At 63.1% G+C, this 21,491-nt stretch carries 13 protein-coding genes; 8 read left to right on the plus strand and 5 right to left on the minus strand.

Going from position 1 to position 21,491, the window contains the following annotated elements; genetic code table 11:
* The first annotated feature begins 76 nt into the window (after positions 1-76).
* Genes ACZ445_RS05510 through ACZ445_RS05525 form a run of 4 tightly spaced genes read left to right on the plus strand, consistent with a single transcriptional unit; the run spans position 77 to position 4,374 of the window.
* Entirely contained in the window at positions 77-754 is a 678-nt protein-coding gene (locus ACZ445_RS05510; RefSeq protein ID WP_058427793.1) for a methylamine utilization protein, read from the plus strand.
* Positions 738-3,086, plus strand: a complete 2,349-nt coding sequence (locus ACZ445_RS05515) for a putative bifunctional diguanylate cyclase/phosphodiesterase (protein ID WP_058427792.1) — start codon at positions 738-740, stop codon at positions 3,084-3,086. Before ACZ445_RS05510 ends, ACZ445_RS05515 begins: the two co-directional genes overlap by 17 nt.
* A 5-nt stretch (positions 3,087-3,091) precedes the next feature.
* Complete coding sequence (locus ACZ445_RS05520) at positions 3,092-3,955, plus strand: DUF3034 family protein (protein ID WP_058427791.1); 864 nt, start codon at positions 3,092-3,094, stop codon at positions 3,953-3,955.
* Complete coding sequence (locus ACZ445_RS05525; RefSeq protein WP_464708056.1) at positions 3,955-4,374, plus strand: group I truncated hemoglobin; 420 nt, start codon at positions 3,955-3,957, stop codon at positions 4,372-4,374. Before ACZ445_RS05520 ends, ACZ445_RS05525 begins: the two co-directional genes overlap by 1 nt.
* Positions 4,375-4,512: 138 nt before the next feature.
* Here the strand turns inward: ACZ445_RS05525 and ACZ445_RS05530 are convergent, their stop codons facing one another.
* Positions 4,513-6,930, minus strand: a complete 2,418-nt coding sequence (locus ACZ445_RS05530) for a glucose/quinate/shikimate family membrane-bound PQQ-dependent dehydrogenase (RefSeq protein ID WP_058427789.1) — start codon at positions 6,928-6,930, stop codon at positions 4,513-4,515.
* Positions 6,931-7,442: 512 nt separating this feature from the next.
* Positions 7,443-9,461 (minus strand): TonB-dependent receptor, encoded by a 2,019-nt coding sequence (locus tag ACZ445_RS05535; RefSeq protein ID WP_464708057.1) that lies wholly within the window; start codon positions 9,459-9,461, stop codon positions 7,443-7,445.
* 136 nt (positions 9,462-9,597) lie between these two features.
* Here ACZ445_RS05535 and ACZ445_RS05540 point away from each other — a divergent pair, with 136 nt between their 5' ends.
* Both ACZ445_RS05540 and ACZ445_RS05545 read left to right on the plus strand, forming a co-directional pair.
* Positions 9,598-9,831 carry a VF530 family protein gene (locus ACZ445_RS05540; RefSeq protein ID WP_048720273.1) on the plus strand — a complete coding sequence of 78 codons (234 nt, stop codon included), beginning with the start codon at positions 9,598-9,600 and terminating at the stop codon, positions 9,829-9,831.
* Positions 9,832-9,835: 4 nt separating this feature from the next.
* A complete protein-coding gene (locus tag ACZ445_RS05545; RefSeq protein WP_464708058.1) occupies positions 9,836-10,459 on the plus strand; it encodes a Pr6Pr family membrane protein in 624 nt (207 codons plus the stop codon).
* A gap of 1 nt (position 10,460) precedes the next feature.
* Here ACZ445_RS05545 and ACZ445_RS05550 read toward each other — a convergent pair whose 3' ends face one another.
* On the minus strand, positions 10,461-11,228 hold the full coding sequence (locus ACZ445_RS05550; RefSeq protein WP_058423818.1) for a siderophore-interacting protein: 768 nt from the start codon (positions 11,226-11,228) through the stop codon (positions 10,461-10,463).
* Complete coding sequence (locus ACZ445_RS05555; protein ID WP_058423817.1) at positions 11,225-11,764, minus strand: PadR family transcriptional regulator; 540 nt, start codon at positions 11,762-11,764, stop codon at positions 11,225-11,227. Before ACZ445_RS05555 ends, ACZ445_RS05550 begins: the two co-directional genes overlap by 4 nt.
* 180 nt (positions 11,765-11,944) lie before the next feature.
* Between ACZ445_RS05555 and ACZ445_RS05560 the strand changes: the two genes are divergently transcribed.
* Complete coding sequence (locus ACZ445_RS05560; protein ID WP_464708059.1) at positions 11,945-16,606, plus strand: hypothetical protein; 4,662 nt, start codon at positions 11,945-11,947, stop codon at positions 16,604-16,606.
* On the opposite strand, the gene ACZ445_RS05565 is transcribed toward ACZ445_RS05560, so the two are convergent.
* Positions 16,593-19,691 carry a transglycosylase domain-containing protein gene (locus ACZ445_RS05565; protein WP_464708060.1) on the minus strand — a complete coding sequence of 1,033 codons (3,099 nt, stop codon included), beginning with the start codon at positions 19,689-19,691 and terminating at the stop codon, positions 16,593-16,595. The genes ACZ445_RS05560 and ACZ445_RS05565 overlap by 14 nt on opposite strands.
* Before the next feature lie 380 nt (positions 19,692-20,071).
* Here ACZ445_RS05565 and ACZ445_RS05570 point away from each other — a divergent pair, with 380 nt between their 5' ends.
* Positions 20,072-21,490, plus strand: a complete 1,419-nt coding sequence (locus tag ACZ445_RS05570) for an amino acid permease (protein WP_058423814.1) — start codon at positions 20,072-20,074, stop codon at positions 21,488-21,490.
* The last annotated feature ends 1 nt before the right edge of the window (position 21,491 follow it).

The following is a 21,491-nucleotide window of genomic DNA, read 5'->3' on the forward strand; positions in this document are numbered from 1 at the left end:
GCGTCATCATGCATGCACTTCAATGTTTCTGTGCCAAGGCAGGCTGCTCTTTCAGCTCATTTCCTGCGGATCGACCATGGCTTGGATTTTTCACTCATTACTTCGTACGGCACTGTTGCTGGCTGTGGGCGGCCCCGCATCAGCGGCGACGCTTGAGGTGTTGGCCCAGCAGGTCGACGGTCAACCGGTTGCCGATGCAGTGGTCACCTTGCGCGGCCCGGCGCAGGCGCCGCAAGGCGTGCTCAAGGCGGATATGGACCAGCGCGGTCAGCGCTTCGCGCCCCATGTGCTGGCGGTGCATACCGGTACGCAGGTGCGCTTCCCCAACAGCGACAATATTCGTCATCAGGTGTATTCGTTCTCCGCCGCCAAGCGCTTCGAACTGCGACTTTACGAAGGTACGCCCACTGACCCGCTGCTGTTCGACAAGCCCGGCGTGGTGGTGCTCGGCTGCAATATCCATGACTGGATGCTCGGCTATATCTACGTCACCGACGACCCGCGCTTCGGCGTCAGCGATGGCCAGGGCCGGGTGCGCCTGGAACAGCTGCCGGCCGGTGACTACCACCTCACCTTGTGGCACCCGCAACTGGCCGATATGCAACCGCTGGATGGCGGCACCTTGCACATTCCTGCTGCCGGCCTGAGCCACCGTGTGACGTTGAGTCTGGAACCCGCACCGGCGGATTTGCCGCCGCCGCCCAGCGCCTTTGGCGATGCCTTCAATCGAGCCTCCCGTGAAACTGCGCAATAGTTTTCAGGCGCGGGTCGCCTGCGTGCTGATCGTGCTGTCACTGGTGGTGATCGGCGCGCTGTATTTCAGCGTCAAGGCCGCGACCCGCTCGGCGGTCCACGGCCAGGCCCTGGCCCAGTTGGAGGTGGGCACGCGAGTGTTCGAGCGCTTGCTCGACACGCGCGGTCGGCGCCTGGCCGATGGTGTGCAGTTGCTGGCGGCCGACTTCGGTTTTCGCGATGCGGTGGCCAGTGGCGATTCGGCAACCCTGCGCTCGGTGCTGCTCAACCACGGCAAGCGCATCAACGCCAGCGACATGATCCTGCTGGGCATGGACGGCAAAGTCCTGGCCAGCACCCTGGCGGAAGTCCCCGAAGGCTCGACCTTTCGCTACGACCAGGCCCTGCGCGAAGCCCGGCGCAATCGCCAGGCGATGCTGATGGTGCCGTTGCAGGGCGAGCCACATCTGTTGGTGGAAGCCTCAGTGCTGGCGCCGCTGCCGATAGCGCGGGTGGTGATGGGGTTCAGCATGGACGCGGCGTTTGCCGATGAGTTGCGCTCGTTGAGCAACCTGGAAGTCTCGTTCCTGGCAATTGACCATGACCGCCCCGGCGAGCTGGTCAGCACCCAGCCACAGGCACTGCGCCAAAGCATTAGTGCGCTGATGCAGGGCGACTCGACCCGCCGTGGCGTGTCCACCACTGATCACCTTGAACACAGCTTCCTCAGCCAATCGCTGGTGTTGGCCAGTGATGAAAACGGCAAAGTCCTGGCCCTGCTGCAAAGCCCGCTGGATGCGGCGATGCAGGCCTTTGTGCCGCTGGATGAAAAGATCCTCGGGATCGCCCTGGTCGCGCTGATCGCTTCGTTGATCGGTGCGTTGCTGCTGGCACGCACGGTGTCGCGGCCAGTGCGGGCCCTGGCGCAGGCGGCCGAGCGCATCGGCAGCGGCGACTATCAGACCCCGGTGCTGCTGGCGCGCAGTGATGAACTGGGGCGCCTGGCTCTGGCGGTCAATGCGATGCAAAGCGGCATTGCCGAGCGCGAACAACAGCTGGCGCACAATGCCTTGCATGATCGCCTCACCGGCCTGCCGAACCGTGCGCTGGCCATGGAACGCCTGGGCAGTTCGATTGCCCTGCAGCGCCCGGTGGCCTTGATCTACCTGGGCATCGACAACCTGCGCGTCGCCAGCGAAACCGCCGGCCCCGAAGCGGTAGACCAACTGCTGATGACCGTGAGCCAACGCCTGCAAGCGGCGTTGCGCCCTGGCGATACCCTGGCGCACCTGATCGCCGATGAATTCCTGCTGCTGCTCGAAGGCGCGGGCAGCGACGAAGCGGTGGGCATGGCCGACAAGCTGCAACAGCTGTTGCTGCGTCCCCAGCGGATCAACGGCCATGACCTGGCGCTGGATTGTCGCCTGGGCATCGCGGCGTACCCGGCCGACGGCGAAAGCCCGCACACCTTGCTGGAGCGCGCGGCCATCGCCATGAAGGACGCCGCGCAAATGCCCGGCCGCCTGCAAATCTACGAGCAAGGCCGCGACCTGGCGCACCGCCGCCAGATCACCCTGATCCGTGACCTGCGCCACGCGGCCAACCAGGGCCAACTGTTGCTGCACTACCAGCCCAAGCTGGATATCCGCCAGGGCCATGTGCGCCAGGCCGAAGCGCTGTTGCGCTGGCAGCATCCGCAGTTCGGCATGGTCTCGCCGGGGGAATTCATCCCGCTGGCCGAACGCTCGGGCAGTATCCAGTTGCTGACTCAATGGGTGATCGAGGAGGGCATTCGCCAGTTGTGCGAATGGAACCGCCGTGGCCTGTCGCTGCAACTGTCGCTGAACATCTCGGCGGACGATCTGCTTGGCGATGAGCTGGCCCATCGGGTCTCGGCATTGCTGCGTCGTTATGGTCTGCCGGCGGAACAACTGTTGTTCGAAATCACCGAAAGCGCGGTGATGCGCGAGCCGGAAAAAGCCCTCAAGGTGCTCAACCTGCTGCGCGACTGCGGTATCGGCCTGTCAGTGGACGATTTCGGCACCGGCTATTCGTCACTGGCGCACCTCAAGCGCCTGCCGGTGCAAGAATTGAAGATCGACCAGTCCTTTGTGCGCAACCTCGATGAAACCAGTGAAGACGCGGTAATCGTGCGCTCCACCATCGAGATGAGCCACAACCTGGGCCTCAAGGTCGTCGCCGAAGGCGTCGAATACGCCCACAGCCTGCGCCTGCTGGAGCGCTGGCAGTGCGACACGGCCCAGGGGTACCTGATCAGCCGGCCCTTGAGTGCCGACGCCTTCGAAGCCTGGGTGGCCTTGCCGCTCAGTGCGCAAACTTCCCTGGTTCATTGAGTGGCATGACCGTGCGTTTTTCTTTCCTGATCAGTTGCCTTGGCGCACTGACCCTGCAAACGGCACTGGCCGATAACGGCCGCCTGATCGCTACCGGCGGCGCCAGTAGTATCGAAGGCGCGGCGGGCGGTGGGATCACACCCTGGGCGTTACTGGCCGGGTACGGCGAACAGCACGAGTGGGGCGCCACGGCGTTCGTGACCACGGTCAACCTGCCGGATTTTCGGCTGGACGTGGCCGGGCTGGCGCTGGCCTACGACAACCGCGTCGAGGTGTCTTTCGCCCGCCAGCGCTTCGACCTCGGCAGCCTGGTGCATAAGCTCAATCTGCCCGAGGACAACCTGGGCCAGGACGTACTCGGCCTCAAAGTGCGCCTGTTCGGTGATGTGATCTACGATGCGTTGCCCCAGGTCTCCCTGGGCCTGGAATACAAGCACCAGACGAACTTTGATATCCCCAGCCTGGTGGGCGCCAAGCGCGACAGCGACGTCGAAGGCTACCTGGCGGCCAGCCGCCTGTTCATGGGCGCCGCGTTTGGCTACAACGTGCTGGTCAACGGCAGCCTGCGCTACAGCCGCGCCAATGAAACCGGCTTGCTCGGCTTTGGCGGCGACCGTCGCGACAGCCGCAGCCTGCTCAAGGAAGGCTCGCTGGCGTTGCTGCTCAACCCGCGCTGGGCGGTGGGGGTGGAATACCGCGAGAAGCCCGACAACCTGTCGTTTGCCGGCGAAAGTGATTGGGCGGATCTGTTCGTGGGGTACTTCCCCAACAAGCATGTGTCGTTTGTATTGGCTTACGCACGGCTTGGCGAAATCGCCACGCTGGACCACCAGAACGGCACGTATTTGTCCGTGCAGGGGAGTTTCTGATGCGCTGTTTACCGCTGGTTTTCGTCCTGCTGCTCAGCGCCTGCGCCCAGCAACCGCTCAAGGACGACAGCCTCTATCGCGACCTCGGTGCCCTGCCGGGCATTACGCGGATCGTGGAGGGCATGTTGCTCAACATCGCCCGGGATGAGCGCATCGTCGAACGCTTCCGGCGCATTCATATCCAGCGCCTGCGCAACAAGCTGATCGAACAGTTTTGTGTGGAAGCGGGCGGGCCGTGCACCTACACCGGCGACAGCATGGCCGAGAGTCACAAGGGCCAGAACGTCAGCCGCAGTGATTTCAATGCGTTGGTGGAGGACTTGATCAAGGCGATGGACAGCGAGGGGATCTCGGTACCGGTGCAAAACCGCTTGATTGCACGGTTGGCCGTGATGCGCGGGGATGTGATCGAACACTGATCCCCAAAACTACCCAGATAAAAATGTGGGAGGGGGCTTGCCCCCGATAGCGGTGGTTCAGTCACAAATGCATTGACTGACACTCAGCAATCGGGGGCAAGCCCCCTCCCACACTTACAGTCCTCATGCCGGTGTCGCTTATTCCGGCAGTTTGAACGCCATCACATAGTCACCCTGCTTGGTGCCCAGGGAACCGTGACCGCCGGCCATGACCAGCACGTACTGCTTGCCGTCCTTGCCGGTGTAGGTCATCGGGGTGGTCTGCGCACCGGCTGGCAGGCGGCCTTCCCACAGTTGCTTGCCGTTTTTCACGTCGTAGGCACGCAGGTACTGGTCGAGGGTGCCGCTGAGGAACGCGACTCCACCGGCGGTGGTGAAGGTGCCGCCCAGGCTAGGCACGCCCATGGTCAGCGGGACCGGAACCGGTGAGCTGTCGCGCACGGTGCCGTTCTTGTGCATCCAGATGGTTTTGTGGGTGGTCAGGTCGACCGCGGCCACATAACCCCATGCCGGTGCCTGGCACGGCAGCCCCATTGGCGACAGCATGGCTTCGAGGATCACGCCGTACGGCGCGCCTTTGTTCGGCTGCACGCCTTCTGTTTCGCTGACGCGCGGGCCTTGCTTGGCGATGTCGGCGGCCGGGATCAGCTTGGACTTGAACGCCATGTAGCTCGGGTTGACGAAGGCAATCTGACGCACCGGGTCGACAGAAATGCCACCCCAGTCGAACACGCCGAAGTTGCCCGGGTAAACGATCGAACCTTGCAGCGATGGCGGGGTGAACGCACCGTCGTAGCGCATGGATTTGAAATCGATGCGGCACAACAGTTGGTCGAACGGCGTCACGCCCCACATGTCACGCTCTTTGAGCGGCGGCGGCATGAAGTTCAGGTCCGACTTCGGCTGGGTTGGCGAGGTGTGGTCGCCCGCGACGGCGCCTTGCGGCACGGCCACTTCGTGTATCGGCACTACCGGCTGACCGGTGGCGCGGTCCAGCACGTAGATGCTGCCTTGCTTGGTCGACGCCATCACCGCTTGCTTCACGCCAGCTTCGGTCTTGATGTCGATCAGCGATGGCTGGCCGCCTACGTCCATGTCCCACAGGTCATGGTGAGTGAACTGGAAGGTCCACTTCACGTGGCCGCTGTCGATGTCCAGGGCGGTGAGGCCGGCGCTGTATTTTTCCGAGTCTTCGGTACGGTCGCCGCCGTATTGGTCGGGCATCTGGTTGCCCATCGGCAGGTAGAGCATGCCGAGTTTTTCATCCACGGCGAACATGGACCACATGTTCGGCGAGTTGCGGGTGTAGGTCTTGCCCTCGGCCAACGGGGTGGTGTCGTCCGGGTTGCCGCTGTCCCAGTTCCACACCAGCTTGCCGGTGTGCACGTCGAACGCGCGGATCACGCCGCTTGGCTCGTCGGTGGAGACGTTGTCGGTCACGTGACCGCCGATCACCACCAGGTTCTTGGTGACGGCCGGTGGCGAGGTGGAGTAGTAACCGCCTGGGGCGAAGCTACCGATGTTGGCGCGCAGGTCGACCTGGCCCTTGTCGCCGAAGTCTTCGCACATCTTGCCGGTGTCGGCGTTGAGGGCGATCAGACGGGTGTCGGCGGTCGGCACGAAGATGCGTTTCGGGCAGGCGTTCGGTGCGGCAGCCGGGCTGGCGCTGCCGGTCGGGCTCTGCTCGGAAGCGTAGGCGGCGTCATCGTGATACGACACGCCACGGCAAGTCATGTGCGCCCAGCCCTTGAAGTTCTCGGCACCCTGGCTGCTGATCTTCGGATCGAAGCGCCAGATTTCCTTGCCGGTGTCCGGGTCGAGGGCAATCACCTGGCTGTGCGGGGTGCACACGTAGAGCATGCCGTTGACTTTCAGCGGGGTGTTTTCCGCGGTGGTCTCGCCTGGATCATTCGGGCCAGGGATGTCACCGGTGCGGTAGGTCCACGCCGGCACCAGCTTGTGCGCGTTTTCCGGGGTGATCTGCGCCAGCGGCGAGTAACGGTCACCGTAGGCCGAACGGCCGTAGGAGTTCCAGTCGCCATCGGCCTGGGACGGTGCAGCGCTGGCCATGCCGGGTACCGCGTCGCGGTCCAGTTGGCCGGTCTTGACCATTTCACCCGGGTTGGTGAACTGGCTGGCCAGGGCGGTAGCACCCGCCAGCACCACAGCCACGCTCAGCGCGCCAATGCCCAGCGGGGCAGGCTGGCCACGCAGCAACGGACGGCGAAACCACGGGAGCAGCATGACGATACCCAGGGCGAACAGCAGCGCCAGGCGCGGCACCAACTGCCACCAGTCCAGGCCGACTTCCCACAGGGCCCACACGGTACTGGCGAACAGCACCAGCGCGTAAAGGCCCAGCGCAGCGCGGCGGGTGGCCAGCAGCAAGAGGCCGGTGAGGGTGATGCCGATACCGGCCAGCAGGTAGTACAGCGACCCGCCGAGCATCGTCAGCTTGATACCCCCGGCCAGCAAGGCCAGGCCCATGATCAGCAGCAAGACGCCTAGCAACCTGGGCAGCAGGCGGCTTGGGCTCGAAGCACCATCAGTGCTCATAGTGTGTTTCTCCGTGACGTTGGAATTATGTAACCCCGTGCTTCACTGTAGATGACGATTCGGCACGGGCTTGGTTCAGCGTTAATTCGGTTTTTCTGGGGATAAGTGGAGCTATCCACAGGCGGGCGATTTATCCCCAGGCGCAGGTCGGGATAAGACAGCGCTGTCTTTGCAGGTGGGAATAATCAGCAAGATGAGGTCGACCGGGGGCGTGAAACGTTTCAGTTTGTTGCGGCAAGGATAAAGGGAGAGGGCGTCGAGAGAAAGCGTAAATCGCAAGATGCATCATTTCAGATTTGGTAACAGTGACAGAACGTCGCTGCAACGTTGGCTTCATGAAACCCTGCCCTGTGGCGAGCGGGCTTGCCCCGCGTTGGGCTGCGCAGCAGCCCCAATAAGAGCACTGCAGTGTGCCAGACAGCTCCGGGGCTATGTTTTGGGGCTGCTTCGCAGCCCAACGCGGGGCAAGCCCGCTCGCCACAGCAGACCAACAGATTGGATTTGCAGGGTTTTTAGAAGGTGGTGCGTACGCCGAACTGCACGCTGCGCCCCGGTGCCGGCGCAATATCGCGCAGGATCGAGCTGGCATAGCGCACGGTCTGGTTGGTGAGGTTCTCGCCGTTCACGAACGCCAGCCACTGGCTGCCCCCCATGTTGAAGTGATAACCCATGCTGGCGCCGAGGGTGGTGTAGCCATCGGTGCCGCTTTCGTTATCCGGCACGCGACCCTGGCCCGCCGCGTGTTGCACATCGATACGTGCCTGCCAGCAGTCCAGTTCCCACAGTAAGCCGCTGTTCAAGCGCAAGGGGGCGATACGCGGGAGGGCTTCGCCGGTGTCCAGGTTGGTTGCGCGGGTGTAGTCGCCCGACAGCTCCAGCGCGAACTTGCCGTAGGCGCCTTCGCCAAGCTTCCAATGATCCTGGGCTTCAAAGCCGGCGAAACGTGCACGCACGCCGGAGTATTTGTACTCGGGGATGCCGCCCGCGTCTTCTTCGCCTTCATCGTTCAGCGTACGACCGCTGCCCAACAGCCCGATGTAGTTGGAGAAGCGGCTGTAGAACACACCGAAGCTGCCCTTGTGGGTGCCATTGTCAAAGCGCAGCGCCAGGTCGCTGGACACGGCTTTTTCTTTTTTCAGGTTGGCATCGCCCAGCTCATAGGTGCCAGTGGCGACGTGGGCGCCGTTGGCATACAGCTCGTAGAAGGTCGGTGCACGTTCGGTGTAGCCCAGGGTCGCGGCCACGGACCACACGGGTGTGAGGGTGTAGACCGCACCCGAAGACACGCTGCCGGCGGTGAAGTCATTGGACTTATCGGCATTGGCAAAACGCGCATTGCCCTTGGCATCCGGATCGACGCTGGTGTGTTCCAGGCGTCCGCCGAGGCTGAGTTTGAGGCGCTCGGTGGCCTGCATTTCTTCGAGGATAAACAGCGCGCCGGCGTTGGTGTCGGTCTGCGGCACGAAGGCTTCTTCGCCGAGGGCCGAGAACTCATTACGAGTCACTTGCGCGCCCACCACGCCATCGAGCGGGCCGATCGGCTGGTGGCGCGCTTCCACGCGGGCTTCATACCCTTTGTTCTTGAAGATCGTACCGGTCTGGCCGCCTTCGATTTCGCGGTGCTCGTAGTCGGTGTAGCCCGCGTCGAGTTTCACCGAGGTGAACGGGCCCTGCAGGTTGCGGATCTCCGAGGCGAAGGCGTAGTGATCCTGCTTCATGCGGATACGCACATCCTGTTCGGCAGGGGAGCCGTAGTTGGCGTCGTAGTTGCTGTAGGACAACCCGGCATAACCATCGTCCCAGGTGTAGGAGCTGCCCACGGCACCGCCGTCCTGGCGTCCGTCGCTGTTGCCCAGGCGGCCATTCTTGCCAGGGGCATCGTCAGTTGCCGGGGCGTGGCGGCTGCGCGCCTGGCCGGGAATTTTCAGGTCGTTGAATTCCCGCGCATTGGCGTCCAGGTGCAAGGCGAACGTGCCGTTGCCGGCTTCCAGTTTGCCGGCGCTGCTGCGCGTGGTGTCGGCGCCGCCGTAGCGCAATTCACCGGCACCGTGGATACCTTCGATGGCTTCGGTGGGTATGCGGTTGTCGAAGGTGTTGACCACGCCACCGATGGCACTGCCGCCATACAACAGCGCTGCCGGGCCGCGCACGATTTCAACGCGATCCACGTTGACCGGGTCCAGCGGCACCGCGTGGTCGTAGGACAACGACGACGCATCCAGCGCGCCCACGCCATTGCGCAGGATGCGAATGCGGTCGCCATCCTGCCCACGGATGATCGGCCGGCTGGCGCCTGGGCCAAAGTACGATGACGACACGCCTGGCTGCTTGTTCAGGGTTTCGCCGAGGCTGCCTTTTTGTTGCAGGGTCAGGTCATCGCCTTCCAGTACGGTGGTCGGCGAGGCGAGTTGCTCGCTGCCCAGCGGGTTGCCGGTAATGACTTGGGGTTGCAGTTCAAGGGCATGGGCTTCGGAGCAGATCAGCAGGGCGGCGGCAAGCGGGGTCAAGCGCCACAGAGAAGAGCGGGGCATCGGACATTCCTTGGTAAAACGGCAAAATGATTAGAGATTTATAGTTACAATATAACATCTCCTTTTCGCTGGGAACGGGAACTTTTTTGATCGTGCTAAAGTGCGCGGCTGTGTGATCTCTTTTTAAAGGCCCGGCATGACCGCGACAAGCAACGACCCTCTACACGGCGTGACCCTGCAACACGTCCTCACCACCCTGGTGGAACATTACGAATGGGCAGGCCTGGCCGAACGCATTGATGTGCGCTGCTTCAAGAGCGACCCGAGCATCAAGTCGAGCCTCACGTTCTTGCGCAAAACCCCGTGGGCGCGGGAAAAAGTCGAAGGGTTGTACGTGAAACTGATGCGCACCAAACGCCCGCTGGATTGATCCCATGAAGCGGTTCGTTGCAGCGGCGGCGCTGGCCGGTTGGGTCGGGTTGGTGATTCAGCAATACCTGATTTTCTATTCGCGCTGGGTGTCCGGCGCCAGCCTGCTGGGTGGGCTGGTCAACTTTTTCAGTTTCTTCACCGTGCTCACCAACACCCTCGCGGTGGTGGTGTTGAGCTATGCGCTGGTGAAGCGCGATTCACCCGCGAAGCGGTTTTTTCTTGCGCCTGGCATCAGCAGTGGGATCACCGTGAGCATCGTGCTGGTGAGCCTGGCGTACAACCTGTTGCTGCGGCATTTGTGGCAACCCGAAGGCTTCCAGTTCATCGCCGACGAGTTGCTGCACGACGTGATGCCCGTGCTGTTTTTTATCTACTGGTGGCGGTGTGTGCCCAAGGGCAACCTGCACCTCAAGCACATCGGCGGCTGGGTGATTTACCCGCTGGTGTACTTCGCCTATGTGCTGCTGCGGGGGGATTTGCTCGGGCAGTATCAGTACCCGTTCATTGATGTGGGCACTCTTGGTTATCCACAGGTGTTCGTGAATGCGGGGGGCATTCTGGCGGGGTTTGTCGCGATTGCACTGGCAGTGGTGGGGCTGGACAAACTTATCAAGCCCCAGCCCTGATTCATTCTTCTTCGCTGCCTTCGGCACGCCAGTAACCGACGGCCTTGAGGAACGCCTCATTGACCTGGTGCGTGTCCAGCAGCACGCGGCGCACCTGGCGTGATAGCTTGGTTTCGGTGGCCACGAAGCTGTACAGCGAGCCACTGGGCAGCGTCAGTTTGCGCACGGTGTCGAGCAGGTCATCCTGGCCGCGAATCACCCAGATCACCTCGACGTCGGCAGCGCTTTGCAGTGTCTGTTTTTCGGCCGCATTGGCGATCTCGATCACCGCCAGCACCGTGCGCCCGGCCGGCAGCTCTTCCAGGCGGCGAGCGATGGCCGGGATGGCGGTTTCATCGCCGATCAACAGGTAGCTGTCGAAGATATCCGGCACGATCATCGAGCCCCGTGGCCCGCCGATGTACAGGTGTTGGCCGATCTGCGCCTGCTCGGCCCAGGTCGAGGCAGGGCCGTCGCCGTGCAACACGAAGTCGATATCCAGCTCACCGATGCTCAGGTCGAAACGCCGCGGCGTGTAGTCGCGCATGGCCGGTTGCGGCCCGTCGCCCTTGATAGTGAACGTCGGGCTTTCCAGCGCGGCCTGTTCGGCAGCGTTTTGTGGAAACAGCAGCTTGATATGGTCATCGCTACCCAGGCTGACAAACCCGGCCAGTTCTGGCCCACCCAGGGTGATGCGGCGCATGCGTGGGGTGATGTCCACCACCCGCAGCACTTGCAGGCGGCGACGTTTGATTTCGTGGTTAACGCGATGGATGGTTTGTGTATTCATGGGTTTTTCCCGTCGACAATGGCTTGGGCGGTGCCGTTGAGCAGCGTCGCGACACGCACGATTTCTTCCGGGCTCCAGCGCCCGTGGTGCGAATGCAAGGCATGGCGCAGGTTGTGCACCGCCTCGTGGATTTCCGGCGGGCGGTCATGGCCGCGCAGCGCGCGCTTGCTCACATCCATGCGCAGGCGAATACCGTCGAGGGCAACCGTCTGCTCGCTTAAGAAGAGACGACCGGCGTCGGTGATTGTGTAGCGTTTTTTTCCGCCTTCGGTGTCGCCGCTGATCAACTCGCTTTCTTCGAGAAAGGTCAACGTGGGGTAGATCACGCCGGGGCTCGGGGTGTAGGCGCCGTCGAACAGGCTTTCGATCTGGCGGATCAGGTCATAGCCATGGCATGGCTGCTCGGCGATCAGTGCCGGCAGCAGCAATTTGAGGTCCCCGGGGGCAAAGACCCGCGGGCCACGGCCACCGCGTTCGCGGCCGCCGTGTTTTTCGAAGCCTTCGTGGCGTTCGTGGCGAGGGTGATGTTCTCTCATTTCTGTGTTCTCCTGTCTTACTAAGATACAACTTAAGATATATCTTATAAGCCGGGCAAGCACAGCAGACCAACGGTATTCCACGGAAGGTTTCATGCAGCACTACCGTAGTAACTGTCTACGGCTGGCGACCCGGCGTGAGGGGCTAGCGTGGTCGGCTTCACCTGACGGAGCGTCCTGATGACCGCCCAGACTGCAAGCGCCCTGCGCCAAGCCCATATCGAACAGATCCAAACCTTGTTCAACGACCCACCGTCATTGCTGACGGTGGCCCAGGACAGTGCCCAGGCCTATCTGGACCGCTATCTGGCCGCGCTCAATGAGCGCGCCGGGTTGTTGTACATCGCGACACCTGAGGATGCATCCGAGCCTGGCACTTGGCGCTACGCCTCGCTGCCGCAGTTGCTGGTGCAGCGCCTGGCATCCGCCCGGCCGCTGCTGTTGGTCGAGGCCTACCACAGGGGGGTTCGGCGCGTGCGCGAAGTGTTTGAACCCGCCAGGCCGAGCCTTGCCGAGCTGGAACGGTTGATCAATGAATGCGGGGGCTTGTTGCTGGAAGCCTTTGCCCAACGCTTGCAAGCGTGGTGGCGCGCGCCACTGCCGGTGCAGAGCCTGCGTTGGGGGTACTTGTCCGATGAGCTGCTGGGGTTGTTCTATGATGCGCAAACACCGCCGGGCTTCAGTCGAGTACGTCTTGCCGAACTATTCCCCAAGACGCTGTTGCGCCCGACGCGACCCGACCGGCAGTGGAGCCTCGACAGCGCCGTGTTGCAGGTGCACACCGTGCACCTGCAACAGCGCGACCAGGTTTGCACATTGCCTTGGCTGATCCTCGACCGGGCCTTGCCGGAGGGAGGCTCGTCGTTGCTGCTCTACAACCCGGCCGTGGGCATCACGCCTGTCGAGCACCTGGACGATGTCGGCGCGCTGCTGCTGGCAGATGTCGATCCGCCGCCGCAAGGGCAGGTTGCGCAGTGGTTCAGCCGGCCGGTGGAAGGTGATCCCTTTGATGCCTTGGCTGCCACGTATCTGGAGCGCCAGTTGCGTGACCTCGACCGCATCGACCGCCGGGTCCCACGTACACCCCAAGCGTGGCAACAATTGCTGGACGACATCACCGATCCGCTTGCCTGGTTTATCACTCGCCTGAGCCCGCGCCAGCAGCAATTGCGCGCAGGTTTGCCACTGTGGCTGAGCCAGGCCGACGCCGCCGACAGCATCGCCTTCGCGCAGTTGCTGCGGGGCTGGGTGCTGGACGAGCATGACGACGCCGCCCAAGATTTCCTGCAAGGCATTGCGCCGATTGAGCAGTACGCCGCCGACCAATTGCAGGTGTGCTTGAAGCAACAGGCGCTGACGGCAAACATCAAGCCGCAGGATATCCACCTCACGTTCGAACGTGTGATTGCCGCCGCCGTGCCGGTGCCGGGCGGGTTCATCGCGGGTGAAGTCGAACCGGTCACTGTGACTCTGGTGCAACTCGCCCTGGAAAACCTCGCCGGTTTCCCCCATACGTCCAAGTCGATCACTCTCAAGGGGGAAAGTGCCCCGGCATGGTTGACCTACAGTCTGCTCAAGGCCTGCGTCGAGCAGGTTGATATAGGCCAGGCTTACCCGCAACTGATCAAACGCACCCTGGTGGACGACGCCCGTGAAGCCGCCCGTCGTCAACGCGTGTTCAGCCGGCAGTTGCGCAGCCAACTGCCGATGCTCGCGCTGGAATACAAGATCAAGGGGTTGCACGGCCTCACCCGCAACGGTGTGCTGCGCTTGCAGGCCGCGTTGCAGGCCACCCCCGCCCAGCGCCTGGTGGATGGGCAAGGCATGGCCCTGTGGCCGCTGGCATTCCAGGCGGCGCCCGATCAGGCGGCGGACCCGGTCGCCAACCAGTTCATCATCGGGCCGCAGGTCGGGCACGACGGGCCGCACCTGTTGTACCGGCCGTTGCTGAGCCCGGTGGTGCAGGAGTTTGAGTCCCTGGCCGCGCTGTTCACGGCGATAAAGACCCCCGGGTTGCTGCATGACCAGGCACTGACCTGGATGGCGCCTCGGCGCCAGGCGGTGTATGCCAATGGCGGCTTTGACGAACCGCACATCCGGCATTTCCTGCCCACGGATGAGTTCACGGTTTACCGCAAGCCGAGCCCTGCGCAATTGAGCAAACAGGTGGCGACCAGCGACCCGGCGCAGCAGGTATTCGCCGCGACGGCCCACGCACTGGTGGCCCTGGCCGACCGCCAGTCGCAGTCCAATGCCGAGCAGCGGTGGGCCAACTTGAAGCAGCTCGGCTGGCTGCTGTTCGCCAACCTGCTGCCCTTCCTGCGGGGGCCGGCGATGTTATCCGGTTGGCTGTTGCAACTGGTGGACACCACGCAACAGGATATCCATGGCCAGCACCACGACGATCCCCAGGCGCGGGCTGCAGCGGTCATGGATATGCTGGTCAACCTGGTGGCGATCCTGGCGCACCAGGCCACGCCCCATGACGTCCAGCGGCATCTGGACCTGGAGTCTGCGGCCTTTGCGCCCTTGGCGCTTGTCGAACCGGTGCCAGGGCGGCCTGCGCCGACACGTATCCCGCCGCCCGCGATGTTCAGCGCACCCCTGGGGTGGGCCAACGCGCGGGATACATTGACGCCGGCGATGCAGGCACGGCTTACGGCCTTGAGCCTGAAGGCCTTGCCCAGGCCCTGGCCGACTGGCTTGCCACACGCCGAGGCCAGCGGACCGTGGCAAGGTCTTTTGCGGGTGGTGTTACCCGACGGGGTGCAGTGGCAAGCGCTGGTGCGCGGGCATCTATACCGCGTGCGGATACAGCAGCGCCAGGTGCGGGTGGTCAGTGCCTCGGGCGATACCTTCGGGCCCTGGCTCAAGCAGGTGGGTCACGGTCAATGGGACATCGACCTCGGCCTGCGCCTGCGGGGCGGCGCGGCCGACTCGGCCTTGCAGCAAGCGCGGCAAACTGCGAGCACGCAACGCGAAAGCCTGACACTCGCTTACCAGCAAGCGCAGGCAGACCAGACCCGGGCACGCCGGGCGATGGCCGTGGCCCGTACGGTCTTCGAACAACCGACGGGTGCCATCGATGCGCAGCGTCGCGCCGAAGCCCGGCAGCGCTACCACCAGGAAGCCCGGCAAGCGCTCGGCTTTGCCCGGCAGGAATTGCTGACCCTGCGGGCACTGCGCGAACTGGCCCCGCGTCCTCGCTATGAAGAAGAGCTGTGCGGTGCCCTGGAATCGGTAGTGCTGAGCACCCAACTGCTCGGCTCGCTGGCGCGCGAGCAGATCGTGGCCGTCAATGCACGGCTCGAACCGGTCTTCAAACAGCTGGAAGATGAAACCGAAGAGCAAGCCCAATCGGCTATCAACTGCGAGGCCCATGGGGCGCTGGGGCAGGGCCTGCGTGAACTGGCGGACGTGCACGACCACGCGATCGAGTGGCGAACCCTGGAGGACCGTTACCTGGACGAGCTCCAGCAGGTTCCCCGGCTGGGTCGCGACAAGGCAGAGGCGTTGACGGGGGGCTTGCCCGCACGGCCATCGGTCCAAGAGCTGCTGGCCCTGCAATTCACCACGTTGTGGAGCATCGCCATCGACGTTGCGGGGCCGCCCCTGGAGGATGACTTTTTTGCCAGCTTGAGCGAGACCATTGACCGTGCACGTCGCGCCAATCGCTCCCTGGCTGACTTGCACAACCTGTCGGCCACCACCCAGGAGCGCATCGAAGTGCTGGAAAACGTGGATCAGGTCTATGCGCAAACCGATGATCAGATCGAGTTCTGGCGAGCCATGGAACCGGACAAGTTCAATGTGCCGTACCTGCAAAGACTCCAGGAGCTGTTGAGCCGCTTGCACCGGCACATCGAACGCCAATTGACCGAACTGCAATTGCCGGCTGAACCCCATGCGAAGCCCAAGGCCAAGCCGGCGCTGCCGGTGCCTGGTGCGCGGCGCAAGAAACTCATCCGCACACGTAATCGCGACCTGTATGTGGCACAACTGAGCGAGGCGCCTGGATTGCCAGGCAGCGAAACTGCCGAGTTACGGGAGGACTCGGGCCAGGTCATTGCCTCGTTCACCGAAGCCGAGGATGGCGTGTGGGATGCCAAGCCAAGGCCAGCGGTACGGCGGCCCAACCGGGAATTGAGCAGCTTGATGGCCAAGGGCGAAGCGTTGCTGGGCAGTGTCGAGCGAGCTATCGAGCAGGTGGACAGTATGGTGAGTACAGTCAATCAGCCATCCAGCTTGCAACACCTGCTGGAGTCCCAGGCCAACAGTCGGCGCTGGATGGCCGAGGACATCGGCAAGAAGCTCAACGTACTCGACACCACGCGGTTGGCGGTGGTGCAGCGCGCCCAGGCCCAGGCCATGATCGGTCGACTGCACGCCGCCGTGGCGAGCCTGGAGGCCGCAGGGCTGGACGCTCGAATACGTGCGAGCAAATTGATGCGGATGAACCGGGATATCCCGGACACCCTGGAATTCCTGCATCGCCAGCATGAGGTGCGGATTACCCGGCAAGGGGCACGGGTAGCCCTCAAAGGGCACAAGAATGACTACCTGCAGGTCTACCAGATCGCCGATAGCACCACCGGCAAACCACTGTGTTTTGCGCATTTCCACTACCGGGCAGAGAGGGCGCTGGACGAGCATTTCAGCGCTGCTCATTTCAAGAGCCCCGAGCAGGAACACCTGGGGCGTCAGGACCAGGCCGAAGTGGAAGCCGAGATGTTCACACGGATTCGCCGGGGGCAGACCGGCAAGGTGAAACCCATACCGGAAATCGAGCGACCGGGAATTTCGCTGGCCATGGCCCGACGCCTGTTTTTCAGCCTTGACTGAGCCCCGTGCTTGCCAGGCATAAGGTCTGGCTGCCGGGCTGCAAGTAAGGCAGGAGCAACGGCGCCATACCCTTGAGCACTTGCACCGGCAGTGCCGAGGTGAAGGTGAAATGCTCGGCGGATTGGCCGGGGACAAACGCGGTCAAGGTGCCGAAGTGGTGCTCGCCCAGGTAGAACACAAACGTGGCGGTGCGGTTGATCGACTTGGAACTCAGGATCCGCCCACCAGCGCCGATGGCTTCGATGCGGTTATCGCCGGTGCCGGTCTTGCCACCCATGGCCAGCGGCGTGCCGTCGGCCAGCTTGAAACTGCCGGCGACGCGTTTGGCGGTGCCGGCATCCACCACTTGGGACAAAGCGGCGCGCAGGGCTCTGGCGACCTCGACCGGGATCACCTGCTTGCCGGGGGCCGGGTCGTTGACCAGGTGCGTTTCGTACGGGGTGCCAGCGGCAAACAGCAGGCTATCGATGCGCAGCACCTTGGGGCGCACGCCATCGTTAAGGATGATCCCCATCAGCTCCGCCAGGGCGGCCGGGCGATCCCCGGAGCTGCCGATGGCGGTCGCCAGGGACGGCACCAAATGATCGAAGGGGTAACCCAGGGCCTGCCAGCGCTGATGGATATCGAGGAAGGCCTCGATCTCCAGCATGGTGCGAATGCGGCTGTCGCGCGCACTCTGGTGGCGGCTCTTGAACAGCCAGCTGTAGACCTCCTGGCGTTCGAACTGACTGGCCTTGACCACCTCGCTGAACGTCGCCTCGGGATGGTTGAGCAGGTAGCCGAGCAACCACAGGTCCAGCGGGTGCACCTTGGCGATGTAGCCTTGGTCGGGCAAATCGTAGGTGCCCGGGCCGTAGTCCTTGTAGAGTTTTTGCAGGCGTTCGTCGGTGAGCTTTTCGTTGGTTTTGACGCCGGTCAGGTGTGAGCGCACAAACAGGTTGAAGCTCTCCTGGCTGGCGGCGGGCAGCAGATAGCGGTGCACGGCGGCCAGGCGGATCGGCGTGGGGCGCAGGCTGTCGAGGAAGGTGTCGAGGCGGGCCTGGGTGTCTTTCTTCTGGTACTTCTTCCAGAACTTGCGCAGGAACGTGGTGCCTTCGCGGTCAGCGAACCCAGCGAGGTATTCCTGACGGCGCGGGTCGCTGTCGTCCTTGAGCAGTTCGGCGCTGTTGTTCTCCCCTGAATAAGTGACATAGCGCACCACATCACGCATCAGCCGAATGAACGGCAGGTTGATCGACTCGCGCAAGGCGTCGCGCAGGGTCGGGCTGCGGCCGTTGTCCTGGCTGCGAAAGTTGTGGAAGCTGTGCAAGCCGCCGCCGGTAAAAAAGCGCTCGCCGGGGCTGGCCGAGTAGGTGCGATCCAGTGCCGCGTCGAGCATCACGGCCAGGGACTTGTCCGGGGCCTGGATCAGGTAATCGAGGGCCCAGCGGCTCAGGCGGTCCTGGTCGTCGACCGTGACTTTTTTCAGCGCGGCGGGGGTTTGTGCGGCGTACTTGGCGTGCAGCTCGGCGATGATTTGCAGGTAGGTGGTGAGCACCCGCAGCTTGGCGGTGGAGCCCAGCTCCAGCTTGCTGCCTTCGTTGATGTCGAAGGGTTGGTCGGTGTTGTCGGTCTGTACCCGCACTCGTGAACCGTCCGGAGTCAGTTCGAACAGGGTGAAACTGTAGCGCACCTGGGCAGTACTGGCGGGGGTGAGCAGACGCTCGCCGAGCAGGCCGATCTGGCGGGCATACTCGGGGTCGGCCAAGTGCCGGAGATAATCGCTGACCTGGCTTTGCAACTGCGCTTGCAGGGTGCTGGTGGCCGAGAGGTCGAGGCGATCGAGGTCGTACAGCGGCCGGTCGAGCAGGGCGGCCAGACGGCCACGGGCGACGCTGATGCCTTTGTTGGTCTCGATGGGTTGTACTGTGGGATGTTGCTGCCAGTCGCGGTAAGTGACTTTTGCAGTGAGCGCTGCCCGCAACAACGCCGGCTCGATCACACCGTTCTGGGCCAGCAGGCGCAGGTGGCTGTCGGTGAGTTGTGCCAGTTCCTCGCGCCCCTTGGCCAGGTAATGCGACGGTCGCCGCTGGGCAATGATCAGTGACAACACCTCACGCAGGGCCAGGCCCTGCTCGGCGCTGACGGGGCCGACCAGCGCCTGGTTGACCTGGTTGAAATCCGCGCCGTACCACACCCGCAATCCCTCGGCCATGCCGTGCACTTCACCATGCCCCGGCACCGCCGACAGCGGCACGCTGTTGAGGTAGTCACGCACAATGTTCTGCCGCGCCGGCAGGGTCTCGGGCCCGTCGTGGTACGCGCGCACGGCGGCGGAAAACATCTGTCGCAGTTTCTCCCCGCCGGACAGGGTCAGCCCATCCGGCGAGTGACGATATTTCTCCAGTTGAGTGGCCAAGGTGCTGCCACCTGCGCTCTGGCCGGGCAGGTGCAACAGCTTGGCGACTTGCGACCAGGCTGCCTTGGCGAAGCGCGGCCAGTCCACGGCGGGGTTGGCCTGGGGTTGGGCGGGGTCAAGCAGCTCACGGTTTTCGATGAACAGCAGGCTGTTCACGACCAGAGGCGGGATGGCGGCGAAGCTTGAATACAACTGTTGCGGGTAGTCGTATTGGTACAACGGAACGGCGCGGCAATCGGTGATGGACAGCCCGGCCTGGATTTTCTCGGCGTAGGGCACAAACAGGCCCTTGGCGCTGTAGTCCATCAGGGCAGGGGAAAACCGTGCCTGGGCCTCGATCACATAGCCACGCTTGAGCAAGCGCGGCAGGAAGGCATCAAGGTCGCTGTAGCCCAGGCGACGATCGAACGGGCCGGCACCGGGATAGACGATTGCATCGCTGGGGCCGGACCTGACCTCGTAGGTCAGGTCGCGGGCCAGGCGGCTCAGTTCCTGGGCCTGCAGGCGCGAAGTGCGCATCTCTTTGGCGGCGGCAAACCCCAGGGCGATCAGCGCCATCAATACGATCAAGCCGAACAGGCGACGCCCATGGCGCGGCCTGGGTTTGCTTTCGGGTAAAGGCGCTGTGTCCGAACTGCCTTGTAGTTTCGCAGCCTTGGTCGATTCGGTTTGCCACAGTGCGCCCATAGTCGATTGATCCATTCACGCAGATTGATCGGACTTGCTTGAAGCGTAGTCGCTGGGCGCTGTTTGTGAGGGAAATGTGCTTTTCGAGTGAGAATCATCTGACGCTTGCGTAGTACGGTGCCCGACGCGACGTTTTGTCGCTCAGAGTAGGTCAGATGCTCCTGTTAAATTGCAATCCGGCGGGTACTTCCACTAAATTGCCTCGCTTTTATAGTGAAAGACCCTGCTCCGGGCTTTTTATACTGCACGCCCCGCTGATCTTGCCTGGCAAGAAGGGCCCGTCCATGAGGCGGCTCCGGTCTCGGCAAGGACGCAGGCTTACCGGCCCGCGCCCTGGAGACTCGACGGACAATCCAATAACAAAATGAGGTTGTACCCCTATGCCAGTCGGCAACCCACTGCCCCATGGCGAGACCGCTCAAGGCGGCCCGCTCAAACGCGAACTCGGTGAACGGCATATCCGCCTGATGGCGCTGGGCGCCTGTATCGGCGTCGGCCTGTTCCTTGGCTCGGCCAAGGCCATCGAAATGGCCGGCCCGGCGATCATGCTGTCGTACATCATCGGTGGCCTGGCGATCCTGGTGATCATGCGCGCCCTCGGCGAGATGGCCGTGCACAACCCGGTCGCCGGTTCGTTCAGCCGTTATGCCCAAGACTATCTCGGCCCATTGGCGGGCTTTCTCACCGGTTGGAACTACTGGTTTTTGTGGTTGGTGACCTGCGTCGCGGAAATTACCGCCGTGGCGGTGTACATGGGCGTCTGGTTCCCGGATACGCCGCGCTGGATCTGGGCCTTGGCTGCACTGATCAGCATGGGCACCATCAACCTGATTGCGGTCAAGGCGTTCGGTGAGTTCGAGTTCTGGTTCGCCTTGATCAAGATCGTCACCATCATTGCCATGGTCATCGGTGGCGTCGGCATCATCGCCTTCGGCTTCGGCAATGACGGCGTGGCCCTGGGGATTTCCAACCTATGGGCCCACGGCGGCTTCATGCCCAATGGCGTGCAGGGCGTGTTGATGTCGTTGCAGATGGTGATGTTCGCCTACCTGGGCGTGGAGATGATCGGCCTCACCGCCGGTGAAGCGAAGAACCCGCAGAAGACCATTCCCAGCGCCATCGGCTCGGTGTTCTGGCGCATCCTGTTGTTCTACGTGGGCGCGCTGTTCGTGATCCTGTCGATCTACCCGTGGAACGAGATCGGCACCCAGGGTAGCCCGTTCGTGATGACCTTTGAACGCCTGGGCATCAAGACCGCCGCCGGCATCATCAACTTCGTGGTGATCACCGCCGCGCTGTCATCGTGCAACGGCGGCATCTTCAGTACCGGGCGCATGCTCTACAGCCTGGCGCAGAACGGCCAGGCGCCGGCCACGTTCGGGGAGACCTCCAGCAACGGCGTGCCGCGCAAGGCGCTGTTGTTGTCGATCTTCGCCTTGCTGCTGGGCGTATTGCTCAACTACCTGGTGCCGGAAAAAGTCTTTGTGTGGGTCACCTCCATCGCCACGTTCGGCGCGATCTGGACCTGGCTGATGATCCTGCTGGCCCAGCTCAAGTTCCGCAAAGGCCTGAGCCCCGCCGAACGGGCAGGGCTCAAGTACCGCATGTGGCTTTATCCGGTCAGTTCCTACCTGGCCCTGGCGTTCCTGGTGCTGGTGGTGGGCCTGATGGCGTACTTCCCGGATACCCGCGTGGCGCTGTATGTGGGCCCGGCGTTCCTGGTGCTGCTGACCGTGTTGTTCTACGTGTTCAAGCTGCAGCCGTTGAACACCGCCCAGGGTGCCACGCGCTCGGCGTGAT

Source organism: Pseudomonas allii, from assembly GCF_055380095.1.